Genomic DNA, 20,638 nt, shown 5'->3' on the forward strand with positions numbered 1-20,638 from the left:
ATGGCTCTGGTTGATATCGATCCAATACAAAGCTGGCTTGTCCAACAGGGTTTGGTCGGAAGCGACGAGCTTGAGATGCTCACCGGATTTTGCGCTCGCTGCAACGAAGCCGGGCTCGGCCTGGTGCATGCCGTGATCTTCGTAGACACTTTGCATCCCGTCCTAGAATCGTGGGGCTTTCACTGGGATGCGGAGGTCGGTAAAGCTGAGACCCAGCCATTCCCACGGTCGGCTGCAGCGGATAATGCCGACCGCTGGCGCGCCAGCCCATTCTTCCATATGCAACTGGAAGGAAACGCCGACTATCGTGTCGATCTGACCGACCAGGTTTCGGATCGGTTCCCCATCCTCACCGAGCTTCGTGAAGCCGGCCACACCGGCTACTTTGCCATGATTCATCCCCTCAGTGGAGATGACGCGATTGGCGAGATGGACAACCTCTTTTCGCGGTGGTCCACGACCAAACCTGGCGGTTTCACTGACGACGATATCGCCGTACTTCGCGACCTCGTCCCAGCGCTTGCGCTGGCCATCAAAACCGCCGCTTTGCGACATATCGCCCAATCTCTAGTCAGCGCTTACCTCGGACGCGACCCAGGACGCCGCGTGCTCGAAGGCCGTATCTCAAGAGGTTCGTTAGAGAGCATCAACACAGTTTTATGGTACTCCGATCTCGTGAGCTTCACGGCAATATCCGAGAAAGTCGATAGTGCCACCTTGATCGCGCTTTTGAATGACTACGCCGAGGCGGCTATCCTCTCTGTGACAGAAAATGGTGGTGACGTCTTGAAGCTGGTCGGCGACGGAATCCTTGCAATCTTCAGCAGCCCATCACTAAGCGATGCAGCCTTGGCCTCTCTGGAAGCGAGACGAAAGCTTGTCGAACGCGTCGCACTGCTGAATCAGCAACGCCAAAGCCGAAGTGATGTTACCACCGATATCTACTTAGCACTGCACGTGGGCGAGGTGTTCTACGGCAACATAGGCAGCGACGAGCGGTTGGACTTCACTGTGATCGGCCCCGCGGTCAACGAAGTATGCCGCATTGCGTCCACCTCAACGGCAACAGGTGGGTCCCTCGTTGTTTCCTCAGAATTCCTCGCGTTATTGCCTCAAGAAGTGCGTATCGCTTTCGTGGACGCAGGCGTTCACCATCTCAAAGGCGTCAGCCAGCCTAAGCAGCTTTATATTAGCCGCGGCAGTTCTCACGCACGACTCTGACCACCTTTGCATACTGACGTGTCTGATCCCGTTTCGAGCTCTGGCGCAAACTCTAAAAGGTTGACGTGCAGGCTATCGTGGAAGCGCGTTGATGGCCTGTCCCTGCAGGTCAGGGCTGACGTCTCAAGCCACCCAAAACTCGGCAGCGGTTTCCAGAGGCGGCATGGGCGTAGCTGTAATAACCTTTGATCGACGCGACTAAACGATGATCGCGTAGTCGAACTTATTCTTCGGCAGCACCACGGGGCAGCATAAATTCACAACTCTCAACATGCGCCATCCGCCCGGCCCTTGCTATTCTTTCAGAGGCTAGAATTCCACGATCCCGATTGCGGATGACCGTATCATTTTGACGAAGGGAGAACTGAGGTGTCAAACCAAGACTCGAACTCAGAGGACAATGATCAAGCTGATAGCGCTTGGGCAGACATTCTGTCTCCGTACTGTCTTAGTCGCCGTGAAGTACTGCAACTTTCCGCTGGTGCGGCGGCGTTTGCATCTTTGCCTTTCCTGCCGCGTATATCTAGCGCTCAACCGGCTGCGGTTGAGCTAGGAGAACAGGTCGACCTTACCCTGACAGTGAACGGGGAACCGGTCGCACTGGAGGTCGATCCGCGCCAATCTGTGCTCGATTTGCTGCGCGAGCGGCTGTCACTGACAGGAACGAAAAAAGGCTGCAACCAGGGCGCTTGCGGTGCCTGCACCGTACTGATCAACGATCGCCGCGTAAATGCCTGTCTCGCTCTAGCGGTGATGTATGAAGGCACGTCGATCACCACAATAGAAGGGGTCGCCAGCGGCGAAGAGCTCCAACCGATTCAGCAAGCCTTTATCGATCACGAAGGCTTTCAATGTGGATATTGCACGCCGGGGCAGATCATGTCGGGCCTCGGTTGCATCAAGGAAGGGCACGCAGGTTCGCGCGAGGATATCAGCTACTGGATGAGCGGCAACATCTGTCGGTGTGGTGCATATCCCGGGATTGTTGCTGCAATAGAGCAAGCCGAACGGGAGAGCCGCACATGAAACCTTTTGCTTATCAGCGGGCATCAAGTGAAGCAGATGCAATCAGCGCTGCAGCTGTCGGGGCACGATACCTAGCGGGCGGTACGACCCTTGTCGACCTGATGCGCGAGGAGGTTGAAACACCCGAAAGTATCGTCGACATAAACCGGCTACCGCTGGACTACATTCGAGCCGAAAACGATGAACTCGTGATCGGAGCTCTGGCTCGAATGTCAGACGTGGCTGCCAACGAAGACGTTCGGCGATTACAGCCGCTTGTTGCAGAAACGTTGATCGAGGGAGCCTCCCCCCAGCTCCGGAATGTGGCATCCATCGGCGGCAATCTGCTACAGCGCGTGCGCTGTCCATACTTCCGAATGTTGGATGCTCCGTGCAACAAGCGAGCGCCAGGGTCCGGCTGTTCAGCTATCGACGGCTTGAACGCAGGTACTGCGATTTTTGGAACGAGCACACACTGCATCGCCACCCATCCTTCGGATATGGCGGTCTCATTGGTCGCCCTCGACGCGACGCTCCATGTGCGTGGCCCTAATGGAGATCGCAGTTTCCCTGTCGCTGAACTCTTTCGTCTGCCTGGCGACACCCCCCATCTGGAACACACATTGCGGCCCGGCGAACTTATCGTCGAGGTCCGAATACCCAATATCCCGTACGCTAGAAGTGCCCGGTATCTGAAAGTACGCGACCGCCAGTCTTATGAGTTTGCCCTAGTGTCAGCAGCCGCGGCGCTGCAGATCGAGAACGGGCGCGTCACGGAAGCGCGTATCGCTGCTGGCGGTGTCGGAACGCGTCCGTGGCGCATGACAGCTGTCGAACAGGCCTTGGTAGGCAAACCAGCGACACGCCAGACATTCGAGTCCGCTGCAGCAATTTCGGCGGAAGGAGCGCAGGCCCAATCGGGGAATGCGTTCAAAGTGAAGCTTTTACCCGCGACAATCACCAGGGCACTTGAGATGGTAGGAGAAAGCGCATGACAACGTCGATTGGAACACCTTTGGCCCGTGTCGACGGACGTCTCAAAGTGACCGGGCAGGCAAAATATGCGGCCGAATTCAACCAGGACCGGCAGGCTTACGCGGTCATTGTCGGCAGTACGGCAGGCCTTGGCCGGATCGAGGCGATCGATGTGGCGTCGGTAGAGCAAATGCCCGGCGTCGTCGCAGTAATCTCGCATCTGAACGCACAACGCCTTCCATATGCGGCTCACCGCGGTCCGATTGATCCGCCCGCTGGCGAACGCCTTCACGTGCTGCAAGATGCCGAGGTGCGTTTTTTTGGCCAGCCCGTGGCAATCGTCGTAGCCGATACGCTAGACCATGCCGAACACGCCGCGAACTCCCTGAAGATTACCTATGCCGCGCGATCTCCGCAAGTCGATGCCCACAGCGCGGAAAAGGTGCTGCCGGAAACCGCACGGCGGCCAGGCTCGCGAATGCATGCAGACATCGAGCGCGGTAACGCAGTGGCGGCGCTGGATGCCGCTCCCGTCAAGGTCGACTTGGAATATGTCATCCAACGTGAGAACCACAACCCAATGGAACCTCACGCGACAGTGGCCGCCTGGAACGGCGACCGGTTGACGTTATGGAGCAAGAGCCAGTTCGTCGTCAACGAACAGGCGGAGATCGCAGCGGTCTTCGGAATTCCACCTGAGAACGTCGAGGTGATATGCCCGTTCATCGGTGGGGCTTTCGGGACAAGCCTGCGTACTTGGCCGCATGTAACGCTCGCCGCTCTCGCTGCCCGCCATGTAGGACGTCCAGTAAAGCTGGTCCTGACCCGCAAGCAAATGTTCTTCACTACCGGCCACCGCCCGTACACGCTCCAGCGCATGGCAATCGGTGCCAATGCGGACGGCAAGTTGACGAGCATAATCCACGAAGGCTCGGGCGAGACCAGCCGCTACGAGGAGTTTATGGAGGCGCTGACCTCGGTCACCACATTCAACTACTCATGTCCGAATGTCAGTACCAGCTACAGGCTAATACCGCTGGATACCAGCACGCCAACCTATATGCGCGGTCCGGGCGAAGCTAGTGGTGTCCACGCGATGGAGTGTGCCATGGATGAACTTGCCTACAAGCTCAACATGGACCCACTAGAACTGCGAAGGATCAACGAACCCACAATTGACGAGGGGCGAAACGTACCTTTCTCCAGCCGATCCATGCTGAAGTGTTACGATCTCGGGGCCGAACGCTTTGGCTGGAGCAGACGTACACCGGAACCTCGTTCGATGCGTGACGGTCGGTTGCTTGTCGGATACGGGATGGCGACCGGCTCCTATCCGTGTCTGTTTGCACCTGCCAATGCGAGAGTACGACTGATGCCCGACGGCACGGCGGAAGTCGAGGCGGCGGCGAGCGACATGGGCCCCGGCACCTATACGTCGATGACACAGGTGGCCGCCGAATTTTTAGGCCTATCGGTGGACCGGATCAAGTTTGCCCTTGGCCGTTCAGACTTCCCGGCGACTCCGCCGCACGGCGGCTCGATGACTATGGGCTCGGTCGGCTCAGCTGTTCGTGCGGCATGCCTCGACGCACAGACGAAGGCTATGAATGCGGCCACGTTGAGCAACGGCAGTCCATTCTCAGGGATAGAGCGGGAACAGCTTGAATGGCGAAACGGATTGTTGTTCGCCAAGAACCGAGAACAAGCCGGAATTTCCTACCAAGAAATCGCAGCCATTTCCGATGGACAACCAATTATCGGCGAGGGCAGCGCGTCTCGGGAAGCGGAGATCGCCGGCGGCTACTCAATGCATGCCTTTGGTGCGGTGTTTGCTGAAGTGGCGATCGATCCCGACGTCGCTACTATCCGGGTCCGTAGGCTAGTTGGTGCATATGGTGCGGGTAGAGTGGTAAACCCGCGGCTGGCGGCCAGCCAATGCACTGGTGGGATGATAGGTGGTATCGGCATGGCGATAATGGAGAGGACGGTGCTCGACAAGCGCAACGGTCGGCCGATTAATGCCCATCTTGCTGACTATCTTGTCCCGGTCAACCTCGACACGCCCCACTTGGAGGCACACTTCGTTGACGAAGAAGACACGCTCGTCAATCCGCTTGGTGTTAAGGGTTTGGGTGAAATTGCCTTGGTTGGAGTGTCCCCCGCAATCGCCAATGCAATATTCCACGCAACAGGAAAGCGGGTACACGAACTGCCTATCATGATCGAGAACTTGCTTTAGCAAGGATCGCATTGAGCTAGAAACGTTGGGCGGCGTCGATCACGAAAGCGTACTGATCCGAGCCGCCCAATTTCCGCTTAGCAGAAACTTCCCTGCTTGCTGTGGGCTTGCTCCGCACTCCGGCCAATCAGCATACGCTGTTTGGAATGCCCCCTACCTCACTAGCTACTGACATCGCCCCTCCACCCGGTGCCGATTTTGAGAATTCGTCTGTGAGCGATGTCATGGCCTCTAAGGATTGTCTCTGACGTATCCGTAGCGACCAACTTTTAACTGATAGCATCAAGTTTCAGGAGTTTCGCACCCCAGTTGGCAGCCACCTGGTCTCGTGCATCCACCGGAGCCAGGCCCGCCGCGATCAGAGCCATGAACTCATCACGCATTCGGATATGTACCTGAGGGTCTTTTCGAAGTGCCAAAGGCAGCGCCCTCCCACCCCGAAATGCGTCCATACCCATTCCGTCGGATGAAACCCGCCATTCTATGACGCTGTCGGGGATGAACTGGAACCGTGAAGGTAAACTGGTTGTCTGCGGCGTGAGACAATACCAGTCCCCTCCGATATCCACGACCGAATGCAGTATCAGATCGGAACCATAAATATACCATCCCCAAACATGGCGGCTCCGTCCTTCCGGGTCATTTGCCTCCTGTGCCGCGCAATTCGCGTGGCAATCATTCGGCCGCATGCCGATCGCAAGGAACTGCTCCTCCGGTGGACGCGTGACGGTCACGCGGGGTAGCGCCCACACTTCCAGAAGCGTCGTCACCTCCCATTCGGAAGGCTCAAACGCCATCTCATCAGGCTGATTCCTTTGTGGAAATCAGCATGGTGGCATCATCACAACTGCATCAAAACTGAGTCAGAGCCAATACTCCACGCCTAAACACAAATCCCGACTTTTCGTTCGGTAAAACGACGAAATACCCGCTTCAGGACCTTGGAAACAAACCTGTCCGATTGAGGGAGACACAGCAAGGGCCTCAGAGACAATCCTTAGATTCCCTGACAAGCGAAAACGGATACGCCGTGACCGCGTATCCGTCTTTTAAGTTGACAAGGCGATATGCTATCGAAGTGGTTGGCCCTTTGTTTCCGGCAAAATGGCATATACAACGGCTGCGACGATACAAACACTCGTCAGATAGAGCCAAGTGTAGCCGCCGTAACCGCCGCCGTTCATCGCAGTAATGATATAGGGCGCGGTGCCACCAAACAGTGTCACGGACAGGGCATAAGGAAGAGCTACCCCCGTAACTCGAACGCGAGCGGGGAATTGCTCGACCATCATCACGGCCGCCGCACCAGCGAAACCCGTCATGATGAGCATTGCGACGGTCATCATCCCCAGCGCAGCTCCGAAGCTCATATTCGGCGTCAGCCATGCAAAGCTTGGCCAAGCCCAGACCGCGGAAAGCACCGCGAAGGTTATGAGTACGGGCTTCCTGCCAATGCGGTCGGCGAGCATCCCGATAAAGGGAATGACAGCAAGCGAGAGTGCAACCGATATAGTCCCGATCAGAAGAGTGTCCGCTCGCGACATCCCGGTGACGATATGGATGTAAGAGGGATAGTTGACCATCCAGACGTAGTTCAGCAGGTTCCCAGACATCGCGATACCGATCACTCGAAGGGCATCGCCCTTGTGCTTGAAGAGAACATCGCCAAGCGGATTTCGTGGGACGCCCTCGACCGCCACCCGTTTCTTGAACACTTCTGTTTCTCCGACAGAAAGCCGAATCCAGAGTGTGATCATGCCTAGAAGAGCGGCGACGATGAACGCGACGCGCCAGCCCCAGTCAGCAAGGCCAGATTCACTGCCGACCACTGCGAGTACATAGCCTAGAACGAACGAGACCAACGTCCCTGCGTTGATGGCGAACCATTGCCATGATCCGGCAAAGGCTCGCCGATCTGCAGGCGCGGACTCCACCAGGAAGGCCGAAGCCGAGCCAAACTCTCCACCTGCCGAAAAGCCTTGTACGAGGCGCGCCAGGACAAGAATGATCGGCGCTGCGACCCCAATCGTCTCGTATCCGGGGCAGATGCCGATAGCGAGCGATGCCAAAGACATTAGCAAAATCGAGAGCGTGAGGCCGGCCTTCCGACCATAACGATCTGCGAATGCGCCGAGAACCGCGCCACCGATCGGTCGCATGACGAAACCGACAGCGAATACGGCGAAGACCTGCAAAAGCGCGGTTAGACTGTCTCCGGCCGGAAAGAACTGCTGGGCAAGGATCGATGCAAAAGTTGCGTAGATCACCCAGTCCGTATATTCGACGATCGTGCCGAGCGTCGCCGCGACAACCGCCTTCTTCTGGGCCTTTGAGAGCGAACCGACAGGTTCCGGGCGGGTTTCATCCTTAATGGGTATGGCAATTTCTGACATCGCGCTCCTCCTTCGTGCTGCCAGTCAATCGGCCGGTTACGACCGTGGGGACATACGTTCTCAGAAAGACCGTCGCGGCGTGAGCGAGTTTTAGGTTGCCAGCCGTTGACTAAAACTCAACTAAAATACCGATCCTGATCGTTGAATTTTGCTCAACCATCGTCGCGCAAATCTCACTTGCTGTGAAGTCGTTCCAGATAGCTACTAAATGCTTGTTCCGATGGGAGGATGCCAATCGGGACGCCAGAGAATTTAGTCCCCCGCTTACGGGCTATACCGCCCGAGCCCGGGGAAATCCTGTCGGAGGAGCAAATGCAGGACATCGGCTTTATTGGACTCGGAATGATGGGAGCACACATGGCGCGGCATATCGCGAATGCCGGCTTTAGATTACATGTCTTTGATGCCAACGACGATGCAGCGAAAAGCCTAAGCGCTATTGGTGCCTTCGCACATTCATCCCCGCGATCCGTTTCGGATGCCTCCGAGGCGGTCCTCGTCTGCCTGCCCACTCCCGAGATCGTCGAACAGGTAGCTCTCGGGACGGACGGGCTTATACATGGCAGGCGGGCCAAGCTTTATGCCGACCATTCCACAACCGGTCCCACGGTGGCTCGAAAGGTCGCCGATCAACTTGCTAAAGCGGGCATCAAGTCGCTCGATGCCCCTTTGGCTGGCGGGTCGCGCGGCGCAGAGGCGGGCACACTGTCAGTGATGGTTTCGGGAGCCGAGGAAGCATTTTCATCTGTTCTCCCGGTGTTCCAATCCTTTGGGCGGAACATCAAGCTCGTCGGCAGGGAGGCCGGCCAAGGCCAAGCCTTGAAGCTCGTCAACAATATGATCGTGGGTGCGAACCTCGTAGTGGCCGTGGAGGCAGTCTTGCTCGGCGTCAAGTTCGGTCTCGAGGCTGAAACCGTTCTGCAGATGCTTAATGCCAGCACGGCTCGCAGTTTCGTAACTGAGGACTTGATCGAGAAGCGGATACTCGACCGCAACTTCGACTTCGGATTCAGGCTGGAGTTGATGTGCAAGGACTTGCGCCTTTGCCTTGCCGAGGCTGAGGCCGCAGGAGTGCCAATGCCGGTGTCAGCTCTGGCCCGGAGTTTTTACGACATCGCCAACGAAAACGGGATGACCGGCCGGGATATGACGGTGGTCATCGATGAATTGGAGCGCGCCGCCGGCGTCATTATTGCGCGCAGTACGAACTGACACCTCCGTTCGGGAAAAGGATTGCACAATGCTGAGCAAAGCTCTGGATGGCGTCACCGTCATCGATTTCACGCACATCGGCGCAGGCCCGACATCCACGATGCTCCTTGCCGACATGGGCGCGAAGGTCATCAAGATTGAGCCCCCCGAAGGCGAGCTTGGACGAAAACTAGGCCCCTCTTGGATCGGGAAGGACAGCGCGCTCTTCCACGGCTTCAATCGAAACAAACTAGGGGTGACGCTCGATCTAAAATCGTCCGCTGGTGTAGATGCGGCAAGGAAGCTGGTCAGCAATGCGGACATCGTTGTTGAGAGCATGCGCCCGGGAGTGATGGCCCGTCTCGGCCTTGGATTCGATGCGCTGCGCACATTGAATCCGCGCGTCGTGTACTGCTCGATCTCCGCCTACGGGCAATCTGGGCCTTATGCCGAGCGCCCCGGCGTTGATGGCATTCTGCAGGCCGACAGTGGTCTCATGAGCACAATTGGGACTGAGAATGCCGAACCGTCAAAGGTCCAGGCACCAATCATCGATGTGTTCACTGGATACGTCGCGGTGATGGGAATACTAGCTCAGCTACGGAAGACAACCGAGACAGGCCAAGGCGCGCACCTTGATGTAAACCTGTTCAATTCGGCGATCGCGCTCCAACAGGTTTCCCTGTCAAATTATCTTGCGGATGGTGCAGTGCCAAAAAAGATCGGAAGTGCAGCCCCCTACTCCGCACCGAACGAAGCCTTCAAGGCGTCGGATGGCTGGTTCATGCTGGCCGCCTACAACGGAGGCCGCTGGGAGCGTCTCTGCGACATCTTGGGAATTCCCGATTTGAAGACCGACCCCCGTTTTATCGACTCCGCCTCGCGCGTCGCCAACCGCGAAGCAATGAAAAAGGTGCTTGGAGAGAACTTTATACGCCGCACGCGCGACGAGTGGCTGAGTGTGTTGAGAGATGCGGACATTCTTTGTTCCCCAGTCTCTGACTATGACGACCTCATGAACCACCCCCAGTTGGCGGCGAGCAAGATGCTCCTTCCATTGGTTCACCTCGAATTTGGCGAGATCAGGGTTCCGGGGTTTCCGATCAACAGCGTGGATATGAGCGCTGTTGAGCATTCCGTCGCGCCTCGGCTCGGCGAGCACAACAAGAACGTCCTCGAGAGCGTTGGATTGAGCGACGACGAAATCGCATCGGTCTTGCGAGTCGCCTAAAGGGGAGATACCCCCTGCAAATTTAGAGGGCAGCAGCGGCTGCCCTTTTTGCTGGAAACATGGACCTCAGCACCCAATCGGCACTGAGCATCCCCCCGACGAAATAGTCGCTAGGTAGCCGCGATCGAAAAGAGGCCAGCAACGCTCGCTGCATTGCTGACCTCTTTACGTTTTCACTGTCTGAAAGGTCGCTTCTCACAACTCGATTGAAACGCTTCAGGCCTTCCGCGGATACGCAGTCATAGACGGATGATTACGGACTTCAATTGAGTATAGTGCGCCAAGGCGTCGATGCCTTGCTCCCGCCCGTAACCGCTGTGTTTAAACCCACCACAAGGCGTCTGGACAAAGCCACCGCCATACTCGTTGACGACAATTCGGCCAGCGTCCAACCTTGCTGCAACGCGGTGAATACGGCCAATATCTCTGCTCCAAATTCCAGCTGCCAGTCCAAAATCGGAATCGTTGGCAATACGCACCGCGTCGGCTTCGTCCTTGAATGGAATGACTACAACGACGGGGCCGAAAATTTCCTCCTTTGCGAGTGTAGCTTCGTTAGTGACTCCAGTGAACACCGTCGGCTCAATATACCACCCGCCACCTAGATTTGCGCCGTGGGCCACCTTGCCCCCAACCGCACAAGTCATTCCCTCTTCTTCGGCGATCTTTAGATACTCCTGAACCTTTAGGAATTGCGCGTGAGTCGTGATCGGTCCCGATGTGGCGTCGTGTTCGGGGCCGACACGTAGCGCTTTCACTTCGGCAACGAACTTTTCGACAAATTCGTCATGAATGTTCTCCTGGACCAGAAGACGAGTTCCCGCACAGCACCACTGTCCGCTGTTCCAAGTGAATGCACGGACAGACCCTTTTGCCGCAGCATTCAGATCGGAATCATCGAATACGATGTTCGCGGATTTACCGCCTAATTCTAAGGTTAGAGGCAAAATGCGATCTGCAGCGATGCGTCCCAACTCCTGCCCTGCCCTAACGCTTCCCGTAAATGAAATTTTCTGCATTCTCGGATGGTCGACCATGGCGGGTCCCACGATGCTTCCACGTCCAACTATGACGTTGAGTACTCCAGCTGGTAGGCCAGCATCGTCTACGGCTAGACGAGCTAACTCAATCAGGGAGCCCGGGGTGTGTTCTGATGGCTTTGCAACAATTGTGTTACCCACCGCGAGGCCCGGAGCAATTGCGCGTGCAGCCTGATGCAACGGGGCGTTCCATGGCAAGATCACCCCAATAACCCCAAACGGATCGCGACGTGTGTAGACGTGATAGTCGGGCCCTTGATTGATAATCTCGCCATCCATAACATTCACAATACCGCCGTAGAACTCGAAAAACTGCGCTGTGAGGTCGATGAGAGCCGGCATCTCGTGCCCAGGCTTCCCAGTTTCGGCGCTTTCGATCTCACCGAGATGTTTTCCGTTAGCGCGGATTACCCGACCGAGTTCAACCAATATCCGGCCACGTTCCGAGGGCCGCATATCACGCCAATCCGAAAATGCGTCATCCGCGACATCGATTGCCTCTTTCACCTCCACCGCGCTGCTGTAGGTCACCTCTTTCAATTTCTCTCCGGTCCGGGGATCGACTTTGATGCCGAACTCATCGACAGAGGCTCCTACGTTTTTGCCACCTATGTAGTTGTTGATCCGGATCGTCATCGTCATCTCCTTAGAGGTACATTTGATTTTAGATGTCTTCGCTTGAGTCCCATCTATCCTGGCAACTCCTGACCCATTCTCGGCTTGAGCGGGTCTTCAAGCGGTTTGCTACGTGAAATAGCGACAACAAGGACGAGCACCGCGACGCCTACGGTCATTGTGGCGATCACTAGCCCCGCCCAGCCGGATCGGTCCCAGATAACCCCTCCGACTGAACCAAGAACGCTCGAACCTGCATAGTAAGCAAAGAGATAGAGGGCACTTGCATGGCCTCGGTTACCGAAAGCTCGGCGTGTTACCCAGCTCGAGGCGACTGTATGCGCGCCAAAGAAACCAGCCGTCACGACGCCTATCGACAGTATCACCAGCCAAAGCGGCGCGGCGGCTGTCAGAAGAAGTCCGACAAGTAGCATTAAAACCGGCCAGACCAGGGTCGAGCGGACGCCAATTCTTCCTGCCAACTTTCCAAACAGTGCTGAACTTACAGAACCAACGATATACAGCAGAAAAATCATTCCGATTTCTGAGTGGCTGAGCTCGTAAGGGGATGCCCCAAGGCGGAAAGGTGCATAATTGTAAACAGTGGCAAAAACACCCATCGTTAAGAAGCCAAATGCATACAAGGCAAGGAGAACTTTGTCGGCGAGCACCTTGCCGTACACGCGAATGAAACCCGATAAGGGTCGCGATATTGGTGCAAATCCCCTGGAGTGGGGCGCAGTTATACAAAAGATCATCGCGGCTGTGGTACTGAACAACCCCATCACAGCCAAAGCCCAACGCCAATCGAGCCATTCGGCAGCCATTGAGGCACCAAGGCGTCCAATCATTCCACCAATTGCCGATCCCGCAATATACAAGCCGAGCGCTGGGCTAATCGCGCTAGGTGTGACCTCTTCCGCCACGTAGGTCATTGCAACGGCAGGAACTCCTGCGAGTGCCAATCCGGCTATGCATCGAAATACGAGGAGAATTTCCCAAGTTGGTGCGAGTGCCGCCAAGGACCCCGAAAGTGCGGCAAACACCAGTGAGTATTTCAGCACGGTTCGCCGCCCGAACCTGTCCGAGACCCAACTCGCTACTAAAATGCCAACGGCCATCGGGCCAGTGGCGAGCGAAACCGCGAGGCTTGCGTTCTGGGGTGACAATTGGAAGGCGTTCGCGAACTCTGGAAGGAGCGGCTGAACGCTGTACAAAAGCGAAAACGTGGAGAAACCAGCCATAACCATGGCCACCGACAGGCGACGGTACTCGGTCGTTCCGATTTGTAAGAGTTGCGGCGCATCCATCACTTCACCAAACACGTGCCTTCGCACGACGATTCAGTTCTGCGAAGCTCAGTGGTGATGCTGCACGTCGAAAGGCCCCTTCGGCAAATTAAGAAAAGTGAATTTTTGCTTCTCTAAGTTCGCGAGAAGCGTCCTTAAATCGGAGTTAGGAAAATTGCCGCCTTTAGGGCAGCGATTAGCGCCGTGCTGTCGAACGGTTTCTGGAAAACTCGTTCCTTGCTCTGACAATTCGACTTGGCAAACGAGACCATGTCTAAATCCCCGGTGATGTAAAATACCGGAAGTTCAGGCCGCGCGAGAGCAGTCTGGCGGCCTAGCTCCACCCCATTCATTTCGGGCATTGCAATATCGGTTATCAGACAATCGATTGTTGCCAATCGTTTGTCCAATAGGAGGTCCTCCGCGGAATTGAAGGAGAAGACCGCAAAGCCTCTCGACTCGAGTAGGTCTCGCAGGCCCTCAAGCACTTTTGGGTCGTCGTCCACGATGGCTACGGTGTTACCTTGGGTGCTCATTGTGGACCCGCTACGGAATACCTGGAGTGAATAATGGAGATATCTAGTTTCGCCGCCATACGCACAAGGTCCGCCAACGAGGCCGCCTTCATCTTCTGCATGACGTGTCCCCGATGAACCTGCAACGTAATTTCAGTGATACCCAGCTCGACTGCCGCTTGTTTGTTCATTAGACCGCTCACAATAAGAGGCAGCACCTCACGCTCTCTACGAGTAAGACTTTCAAAACGCTCCCTGAGTGCTTTAAGTTCCTCTCGCTCAGACAAGCGCTTTGCATCGAGTTCGATCGCCGCTCGCACGGCGCTTAGGAGCGCCGCTCCTGCAAACGGTTTGACTAGATAGTCCACAGCGCCGAGCTTCATGGCACTGACCGAAGAGAGGATGTCCGGGTTCCCTGTCAAGAATACAATGGGCGGGTGATCGTCGCGATGAATTGTCGCCTGAAACTCGAGACCACTCATGTCCGGTAAATTGATGTCAAGGACAAGGCAACTGGCTTGCTCGGGTCTGGGTCCCGCCAGATATTCGGCAACCGAGCCTAGCGCAGTACAACGAAGGCTAACGGAGGTGAACAAATCGCACAAGGAAACTTGCACAGCTGGGTCGTCGTCGATGACAATGACAAGGCTTTCTCCAACCGGCACTGAACACACCTCCCTCGGGCACATGCAATGAGCCTAGCATACCTAAGTGGCGCTAAAAATATTCCAAGTGAAGACGGCTATGTAAACGGTAATTGAACGGTCTCAAGCCAGAAGAGCATTTCTAGTTATGTGGAGCTGATCGATCACACAGTCAGGCAGCGTATCCGTACTTCGCGCCCAACTCAATTATACGTTTATGTAAGATTTTTTGTTTCATCGCGCTCAAGGCTGCCGACTAGCATCCTATTTAAAGGTAGCACCAACGACATATCGCGGCGTCGTGATTTATGCGCTTGATCCAGATGTTGCCTCGGGTAGCCAGAAACCGACACTCGTCCCATGTGGCGGGCAAGGCTCACCCCATATTCGTCCACCGTAGCTTTCGACGATGGTTTTGCAGATAGCTAGGCCTATTCCCAGACCTTGCTTCTTCGTCGAGTAGAACGCCTTAAAGAACCGATCATACTCTTTGGGCGGGAGAGAGGGGCCCGTATCAATGACCGTAGTCGTGACGCCGCCTTGCTTATCAATCTGTGTGGAAATAGTCAGGCGTTTCTCGCTCCCCTCTGCCGCCGACATAGCGTCAATCGCATTGACGACCAGGTTTACGATTACCTGCTGCAACTGAACTCGATCGCAGGACACTAGCGGCGCTTTCTCGGCGAGTTTCATTTGGATATTTATTGCCCTGTGTCGAGCCTCAGATTGCAGCAACGCAAGTGTGCTGAGCACCAGTTCATTGACGTTGATGAGTTCGCAAACAGGCACACTTTTTTTGATGAGGGCCCGTATCTTGTCGAGGATTTCCGAGGCTCGATGCCCTTCCTCTTCGACGCGGCGCAATGAACGCTGTGCAGCCTCCACGTTGGGTGGCGTCGAAGAAAGCCACTGTAGTCCAGCATTCGCACTCGCAACCATCCCGACCAACGGCTGCCGAATGTCATGCGCGATCCAGGTTGAGAGGTGGCCAACTGTCGAAACCCGGCTCGCGTGCGCGAGCTCAGACTGCAGGTCGCGGAAACGCCGCTCACTCTCGATAGCCTTTCGCTCGGCCACCTCACGCTGTGTCAGGTCGAGAACGTAGGCAACGCCTTCGCTTGCGGGAGGGCTGAATGCGGCAGCACCAATAAGTACCCTGACCCGGGTTCCGTCGCGTCTAAAATATTCCTTCTCGCGCGGCTGCAAGGCACCGGTCGCTGTAAGTTCCGCTAGCTCAGCTTCGACTTCAGCTTGCCAGTCCGGCGGGGTCATATTGTACCAGGCTAGCCCGTTCGCAAGGTCCTCCCTTGTATATTGCGTCATCCTGAGGAACGCGTCATTCGCGTCCAAAAGACGGCCATCGCGCCCCCAAATGAAGATACCGATGATGTTTGAGTCCACAAGACGGCGAATTCGGGATTCACGCTCTTTGAGGTCGCGGATTAGGCGCGCTTTCTCGACGGACGCCGCCGCTTGGGATGCTAAAAACTTTAAAACAGCGATCCGTTCCGGCGTGAAGGCTCCCGGGGTCAGATTGTTCTCTAAATAAAGAATGCCGACGCCGTTGCCCTCGTTCATTAGTGGAACGCATAGAACTGATCGAAGGCCGTTATCACGAACGTAGAGATCGTCCTTAGAAAGGTCTCTCCTACTAGCGTCATCGAGTACAACCGCGCTCCCAGTTCGAGCGACATAAAGAACTACTGATCGAGCAAGGCCGAACGAAGAAAAATCATGATCGGTCTGGTTGATACTCAAGTCGCCATGCCGCGTCGAAGCCTCCGCCATCACTCGAAGTCTGGAGACTTCCGTATTGAACAAAAGAACAGCTCGTTCCGCGCCCGAATGTTCGATCGCGGCCTTCATCACGATGTCTACGAGACTTTCCAGAACGTTCTCTTTGGATACCGCCTCAAGGACTTTTATCACCGTAGCGAGGTCCAACTGTTCCAACGAAGCAGAGCTTTTGGAGAGCTCTGATGACGAAGCCGGACCATTGACCGCGCCCGCCGATGGGAGCACCTCCTTGTCCAAGAGGTCGACCTTCGCATCCGCGCCCCATTTATGAAACCGCGCGCGCGCCTCCCGCAATAAGAGATAGCCAGCGCGCTCTAACCCACGCGCGAGGTAAAATCGCGCAGCGGCCTCGTAGGCGACCGCCTCGTCCTGCAAGAACTCGTTCTCCTGTGATAGCCGAATGCTTTCTTCGTAAAGGAGTTGCGCTTCGAGATCGCGGCCATCGAGCCGTGCGGCTTCAGCTCTCACAAGCGCATGTTTTCCCCTGAACGTGGGTGAGCGTGTTTGGTCTAGCCATAGCTGCAACTGGTGCATGAAGCCGTCGAAGCGTTTACGAAGGTCACCACCCGCCACCTCTCCACCCTCATGAATGCGGGCTGCGCAGGCCAAAGCACCATAAAAATGATAGTCGAGATGTTCAATCTGAACAACTTTGCAGGTCCCGGTCACGACCTTGTCCAGAACACTCACAGCTGAAACGAACTCCCCGGCCAGATAGTGCAGCATCACTTTACGGGTCCAATAGAACCAGCCGACGGTCGGCGCTCTCGCTCCACCCAAATCCTTCTCAAAAGCGGCTTGGTCGAATTCCGCGTCGCTGAAATCGGAGATGTGTTCCGTAAGACCTCGCAAGCACGCGCTGGCTCGCTCAGGCACTAAGGCCATATCGGCACCGTCTCGATATCCCGTATTTCGAGTCCTCTCTCTTAATTCCGCTAACTCCGCGGCTTCTTGATGGAGGTCTCGCCCTCTCTGCAAAAGTGTCATCGCGATAAACGCGCAAGGAAAGCACGAGAAGAAAATGTCGCCCGCCTCAACTCCAGCCCTATAGGCGGTGCGGTACCACTCAATCGACGTGGACAACGACTGGGTCCAAGAAGAAGTGAGGCTCATTGTGTTGTAAACGCGAGCCAAGTCTACTGGTGCCTTTTGCTTTTCTGCAAGGTCGCATGCCAATCGTACGATGTGATAACCCTCGTCATAGCGCCCGAACGCCGGGCCCATGATCCAGCCAAGCATTGCAAAACCTTGGTTAGAGGAAGGTGCTATGCCATGCTGGAAACTGATGATTACCATCCGACAGGCGACCAAAGTTGTCAGATTGAAATCTGTGAAGAAAGCGGGTGGCCACATTTCTGCAAGTATTTTCATCACCGCGAGCATTTCGGGGTTGGTCATAGCTGGGAGCTTGGAGAAACTGCTGATCGGGCTCCCGTCCAAGGCATTTGAGAGTGACTCGAACTCCCTTTCGACGTCGGATTGATTTGGATGTTCGGGAAAGTCGATGTCGAACAGACGCAATGCTGCAAGTCCACTTCGGACGGCCGCAAAATTGTCTGATTGGACTAGATGAAGTTCAACTTTAAGACGATAGACCGTTGCAACATGGACAGTCGTTTCGGCGTGGTGGAGAAGTTGCTCCACCAGGGTCCCTGCCTCATTTAGTTTGCCTGCTAGGAACGTACATTCTGCTTTCTGCATGGCGAGGGCGAATGTCAGGTCGTAATTCGTTTGCCACCCATCGTGGAGATATGCTATGCCCTGACTTAGATAGTCGATTGCCCCAACGTATGCGCTTGCAGACTTTGCCTTAATCCCCGCGCGGAGATTCAAAGATGCGGCCAGTAGCCTGGTCGGCTCATCGTTGGGAATTGCTGCTCGGTTAAACTGGTCGACGACATCGAATAATTGGTCCTCCACATCGTTGCCGTAGAGCGCAACAAGCTTTGACGCAATTTCTCTATGCGCCGAAAGCCTTTCATCTTCGGAGAGCATCGCATAGGCGGCCTCTTGGACGCGGTCATGGGCGAACGCGTATGCCCCGTCTACCCTGATGAGCAGTCCCATTCGTAGGGCTACCTTCAGGAGGTCTTGTGTGTCGCGCTCCCCTTTCCCGAGGACGAGATGGAACCGCTCAAGATCAATTGAACTTCCCATGCAGGCGGCTAGTTTCAGAGCCTGCAGAGCTTCACCGGAAAGCCTGTTTAATCGTGCTATCATGAGGTCTACGACGCTCTCGCTTATCTGCTTGGTCGATATCGCATCCTCGTCCCAACGCCACTCAAGCGCATTTGTATCGTAGTAGATCAAATTTTCGTCGGCCATAGCGCCAATGAATTGCAAGATGAAGAACGGATTCCCGCCGACCTTGCTGCAGATAATCCGGGATAGGCGAGCAGCTTTATTGGGCTCTGTCTCAAGCAGATCGCTCAGCATCATCGAGACATCAGCAGGCGATATTTCAGATAGCCGAACCTCTTCGAATGGCCTACCGGCTGCGCGGACAAGGTCCAGACGGTGGCTCAAAGGGTGGCTCGGCCCCACCTCGTTGTCTCGAAACGCTCCAATGATCATCAGATGCCTGAGGTCTTCGCGTGTTGAAATGTGCGTAAAGAGATCGAGCGTGGCCAGATCAAGCCATTGCAGATCATCAAGGAACAATACCAGAGGATGCTCCTTGGTGGCGAAAACCCCAATGAAATTCCGAAAAACGGTCATTAGACGCGTATGGGCTTCTGGCCCAGACAATACTGGGACTGGTACTTGGTAGCCAATAATGGCTTCTAGTTCCGGAATTAGGTTGACCATAAGTTCGCCGTTGGTACCAAGCGCGCCTAGTAAGTTATCTCGCCAAGTGGCTAGTTCGGCTTCTTCCCTTCCAAGTAGCTGCTGGACAAGCCCCTGAAACGCCTCTGCGAAAATCGAGTAAGGTATGTCGCGCTTGTATTGATCAAACTTTCCGGCCGCAAACAGCCCGTCAAACGGCACAAGTGCCCTCTCCAACTCCCTGACGACGGACGTTTTTCCAACTCCGGAATATCCCGACACCAGTACAAGGCTTGAGCTACCGCTTTCGGCCATTTCGTTGAAAGCGGTGACGAGTCTCTGGACCTCCTGCTGTCTCCCGTAAAGACTTTCTGGTAGCAGGAGTTCAGCAGACACATCACCGCTGCCCAGCTCGAAGACCTCAAAGGAGTTACCGCGAAGTAAGTCAGTCAGGCAGCGGTTAAGGTCTTTCTCAAGTCCCGTCGCGGACTGATAACGGGCCTCGGCGGCCTTCTCCATTAGCTTCATCAAGATTGCTTCGACAGCCTCGGGAATGTCGGGTCGTAACTCTTTAGGTGATTTTGGCTGACGAGCCACATGACAATGTATCCATTCGACCGCGTCTTGCGCGACGAAAGGCAATGCCCCAGTTAAGAACTCGTACAACGAAACCCCGAGTGAGTAGAGGTCGCTTCTTGCGTCCACGGAGCGATTCATTCGACCTGTCTGCTCAGGAGCCATGTACTGAAGGGTGCCCTCGATCACCTCGGGAGGCACCGTTGTACGCCGTTCACGAGGTAAGCGAGACGCAAGGCCAAATCCTGTAATTCGAACATCGTCGAACGTTTCGCAAACCAAGAGGTTATCTGGTCGGATATCCTTGTGTATCAGTCCGCTGGCATGCATTGCCGCAATGGCTCGACTCGCAGCCGCAGCCACGCGCAAGAAGTCAGTTAGGCCGACCTGGGCTTGAAGGTATTCGGAAAGCGGACGACACAGGTGGTCATCAAACGAAAGTAAACAGGATTGAGCCTCAAATCTGCGAGGTCGTAAAGCCCAAGACTCATCCAATTGATCCCTGATCTGGAACTCACGGCTCAGGCGTTGAAGGTATCCGTGGGCAATACCCCGATCGGAGGGAAAGACAACAAGTGAAGGTGGCTCGCCGTTTTGCAAGGCCACCCTATAAAATACTCTGTCGTCGTCAAACCAGAGTACTTCGCCATTTATCGGGTTAAGATAGTCACGGCAATCTACGGACGACATCGCGCAAATACAAGCTTCGGTTGACTTTAAGTGATCTGCATGAGTGGCGCGGGTTTTGCGGAGCGCTCCTGCCCCGGACAGAAGCCCCACGTCGAAAAGCCCGCGCTACGCGCCTCCCACAAACATGGGAACAGGACGTTCTTGCCTCTCCAACACGTTGTGCCGAGTAAACTTCGTTCCAAGCAGTCATATGGCTACCTCAATTGTTGGCGCGGACGCCTGAACAAAGAACGGCAATTACGTATATGCCGATACAGTAGGAGCGATCCACGTTAGATGCAGCTTTCCCCGGTCGACCCCTGTAGTCAATTATTCCAATGAGCTACAGGAACACTTAGGTAATCATAAAGCAGTACTAAACTAGACTTAGGTCATCGCATTATTGACGAAATTCCCCCTTCGGGACAAGATAAATCCCTGGAGGAAGGGCGTCAAATTCCAAATCCACGCA

13 protein-coding genes are annotated in these 20,638 nt (G+C 55.4%); 6 read left to right on the top strand and 7 right to left on the bottom strand.

Annotation, left to right across the window (positions count from 1 at the left end; translation table 11 throughout):
* The 4 genes from AGR1_RS16240 (at window position 1) to AGR1_RS16255 (ending at window position 5,440) form a co-directional block, all read left to right on the top strand.
* The gene (locus AGR1_RS16240; protein ID WP_149147558.1) at window positions 1–1,221 is read left to right on the top strand and encodes an adenylate/guanylate cyclase domain-containing protein; all 1,221 of its coding nucleotides are present in this window, start codon (window positions 1–3) and stop codon (window positions 1,219–1,221) included.
* Between the two features lie 501 nt (window positions 1,222–1,722).
* A complete protein-coding gene (locus AGR1_RS16245) occupies window positions 1,723–2,247 on the top strand; it encodes a (2Fe-2S)-binding protein (protein ID WP_246669682.1) in 525 nt (174 codons plus the stop codon).
* A complete protein-coding gene (locus tag AGR1_RS16250; protein WP_149147559.1) occupies window positions 2,244–3,221 on the top strand; it encodes a xanthine dehydrogenase family protein subunit M in 978 nt (325 codons plus the stop codon). Before AGR1_RS16245 ends, AGR1_RS16250 begins: the two co-directional genes overlap by 4 nt.
* Window positions 3,218–5,440 (top strand): xanthine dehydrogenase family protein molybdopterin-binding subunit, encoded by a 2,223-nt coding sequence (locus AGR1_RS16255; protein ID WP_149147560.1) that lies wholly within the window; start codon window positions 3,218–3,220, stop codon window positions 5,438–5,440. Before AGR1_RS16250 ends, AGR1_RS16255 begins: the two co-directional genes overlap by 4 nt.
* 269 nt (window positions 5,441–5,709) lie before the next feature.
* Here AGR1_RS16255 and AGR1_RS16260 read toward each other — a convergent pair whose 3' ends face one another.
* Window positions 5,710–6,210, bottom strand: coding sequence for a hypothetical protein (locus tag AGR1_RS16260; RefSeq protein WP_187772206.1), 501 nt, complete (start codon window positions 6,208–6,210; stop codon window positions 5,710–5,712).
* A gap of 300 nt (window positions 6,211–6,510) precedes the next feature.
* Window positions 6,511–7,833, bottom strand: a complete 1,323-nt coding sequence (locus AGR1_RS16265) for an MFS transporter (protein ID WP_149147562.1) — start codon at window positions 7,831–7,833, stop codon at window positions 6,511–6,513.
* Window positions 7,834–8,145: 312 nt separating this feature from the next.
* Between AGR1_RS16265 and AGR1_RS16270 the strand changes: the two genes are divergently transcribed.
* On the top strand, window positions 8,146–9,045 hold the full coding sequence (locus tag AGR1_RS16270) for an NAD(P)-dependent oxidoreductase (protein WP_149147563.1): 900 nt from the start codon (window positions 8,146–8,148) through the stop codon (window positions 9,043–9,045).
* 28 nt (window positions 9,046–9,073) lie between these two features.
* On the top strand, window positions 9,074–10,255 hold the full coding sequence (locus AGR1_RS16275; protein ID WP_149147564.1) for a CoA transferase: 1,182 nt from the start codon (window positions 9,074–9,076) through the stop codon (window positions 10,253–10,255).
* A 239-nt stretch (window positions 10,256–10,494) separates the two neighbouring features.
* On the opposite strand, the gene AGR1_RS16280 is transcribed toward AGR1_RS16275, so the two are convergent.
* The 5 genes from AGR1_RS16280 to AGR1_RS16300 all read right to left on the bottom strand — a co-directional run bounded on the left by AGR1_RS16280 (window position 10,495) and on the right by AGR1_RS16300 (window position 20,187).
* Window positions 10,495–11,931: an aldehyde dehydrogenase family protein gene (locus AGR1_RS16280; RefSeq protein ID WP_149147565.1), complete on the bottom strand. Its 1,437-nt coding sequence runs from the start codon at window positions 11,929–11,931 to the stop codon at window positions 10,495–10,497.
* A 53-nt stretch (window positions 11,932–11,984) separates the two neighbouring features.
* Window positions 11,985–13,235 (bottom strand): MFS transporter, encoded by a 1,251-nt coding sequence (locus tag AGR1_RS16285; protein ID WP_210248738.1) that lies wholly within the window; start codon window positions 13,233–13,235, stop codon window positions 11,985–11,987.
* A 119-nt stretch (window positions 13,236–13,354) separates the two neighbouring features.
* The gene (locus tag AGR1_RS16290; protein WP_149147566.1) at window positions 13,355–13,735 is read right to left on the bottom strand and encodes a response regulator; all 381 of its coding nucleotides are present in this window, start codon (window positions 13,733–13,735) and stop codon (window positions 13,355–13,357) included.
* Entirely contained in the window at window positions 13,732–14,379 is a 648-nt protein-coding gene (locus tag AGR1_RS16295; protein ID WP_149147567.1) for a response regulator, read from the bottom strand. Before AGR1_RS16295 ends, AGR1_RS16290 begins: the two co-directional genes overlap by 4 nt.
* A 285-nt stretch (window positions 14,380–14,664) precedes the next feature.
* Window positions 14,665–20,187, bottom strand: a complete 5,523-nt coding sequence (locus tag AGR1_RS16300; RefSeq protein ID WP_149147568.1) for an AAA family ATPase — start codon at window positions 20,185–20,187, stop codon at window positions 14,665–14,667.
* Between the last annotated feature and the right edge of the window lie 451 nt (window positions 20,188–20,638).

Source organism: Agrobacterium sp. B1(2019) (assembly GCF_008274755.1).
GTDB classification, from domain to species: domain Bacteria; phylum Pseudomonadota; class Alphaproteobacteria; order Rhizobiales; family Rhizobiaceae; genus Agrobacterium; species Agrobacterium salinitolerans.

Excerpts from the sequence above, each read along its gene's own strand:
- AGR1_RS16240 (WP_149147558.1), top strand. The coding sequence starts at position 1 with ATGGCTCTGGTTGATATCGATCCAATACAAAGCTGGCTTGTCCAACAG.
- AGR1_RS16250 (WP_149147559.1), top strand. The coding sequence starts at position 2,244 with ATGAAACCTTTTGCTTATCAGCGGGCATCAAGTGAAGCAGATGCAATC.
- AGR1_RS16255 (WP_149147560.1), top strand. The coding sequence starts at position 3,218 with ATGACAACGTCGATTGGAACACCTTTGGCCCGTGTCGACGGACGTCTC.
- AGR1_RS16265 (WP_149147562.1), bottom strand. The coding sequence starts at position 7,833 with ATGTCAGAAATTGCCATACCCATTAAGGATGAAACCCGCCCGGAACCT.
- AGR1_RS16270 (WP_149147563.1), top strand. The coding sequence starts at position 8,146 with ATGCAGGACATCGGCTTTATTGGACTCGGAATGATGGGAGCACACATG.
- AGR1_RS16275 (WP_149147564.1), top strand. The coding sequence starts at position 9,074 with ATGCTGAGCAAAGCTCTGGATGGCGTCACCGTCATCGATTTCACGCAC.
- AGR1_RS16280 (WP_149147565.1), bottom strand. The coding sequence starts at position 11,931 with ATGACGATCCGGATCAACAACTACATAGGTGGCAAAAACGTAGGAGCC.
- AGR1_RS16290 (WP_149147566.1), bottom strand. The coding sequence starts at position 13,735 with ATGAGCACCCAAGGTAACACCGTAGCCATCGTGGACGACGACCCAAAA.
- AGR1_RS16300 (WP_149147568.1), bottom strand. The coding sequence starts at position 20,187 with ATGTCGTCCGTAGATTGCCGTGACTATCTTAACCCGATAAATGGCGAA.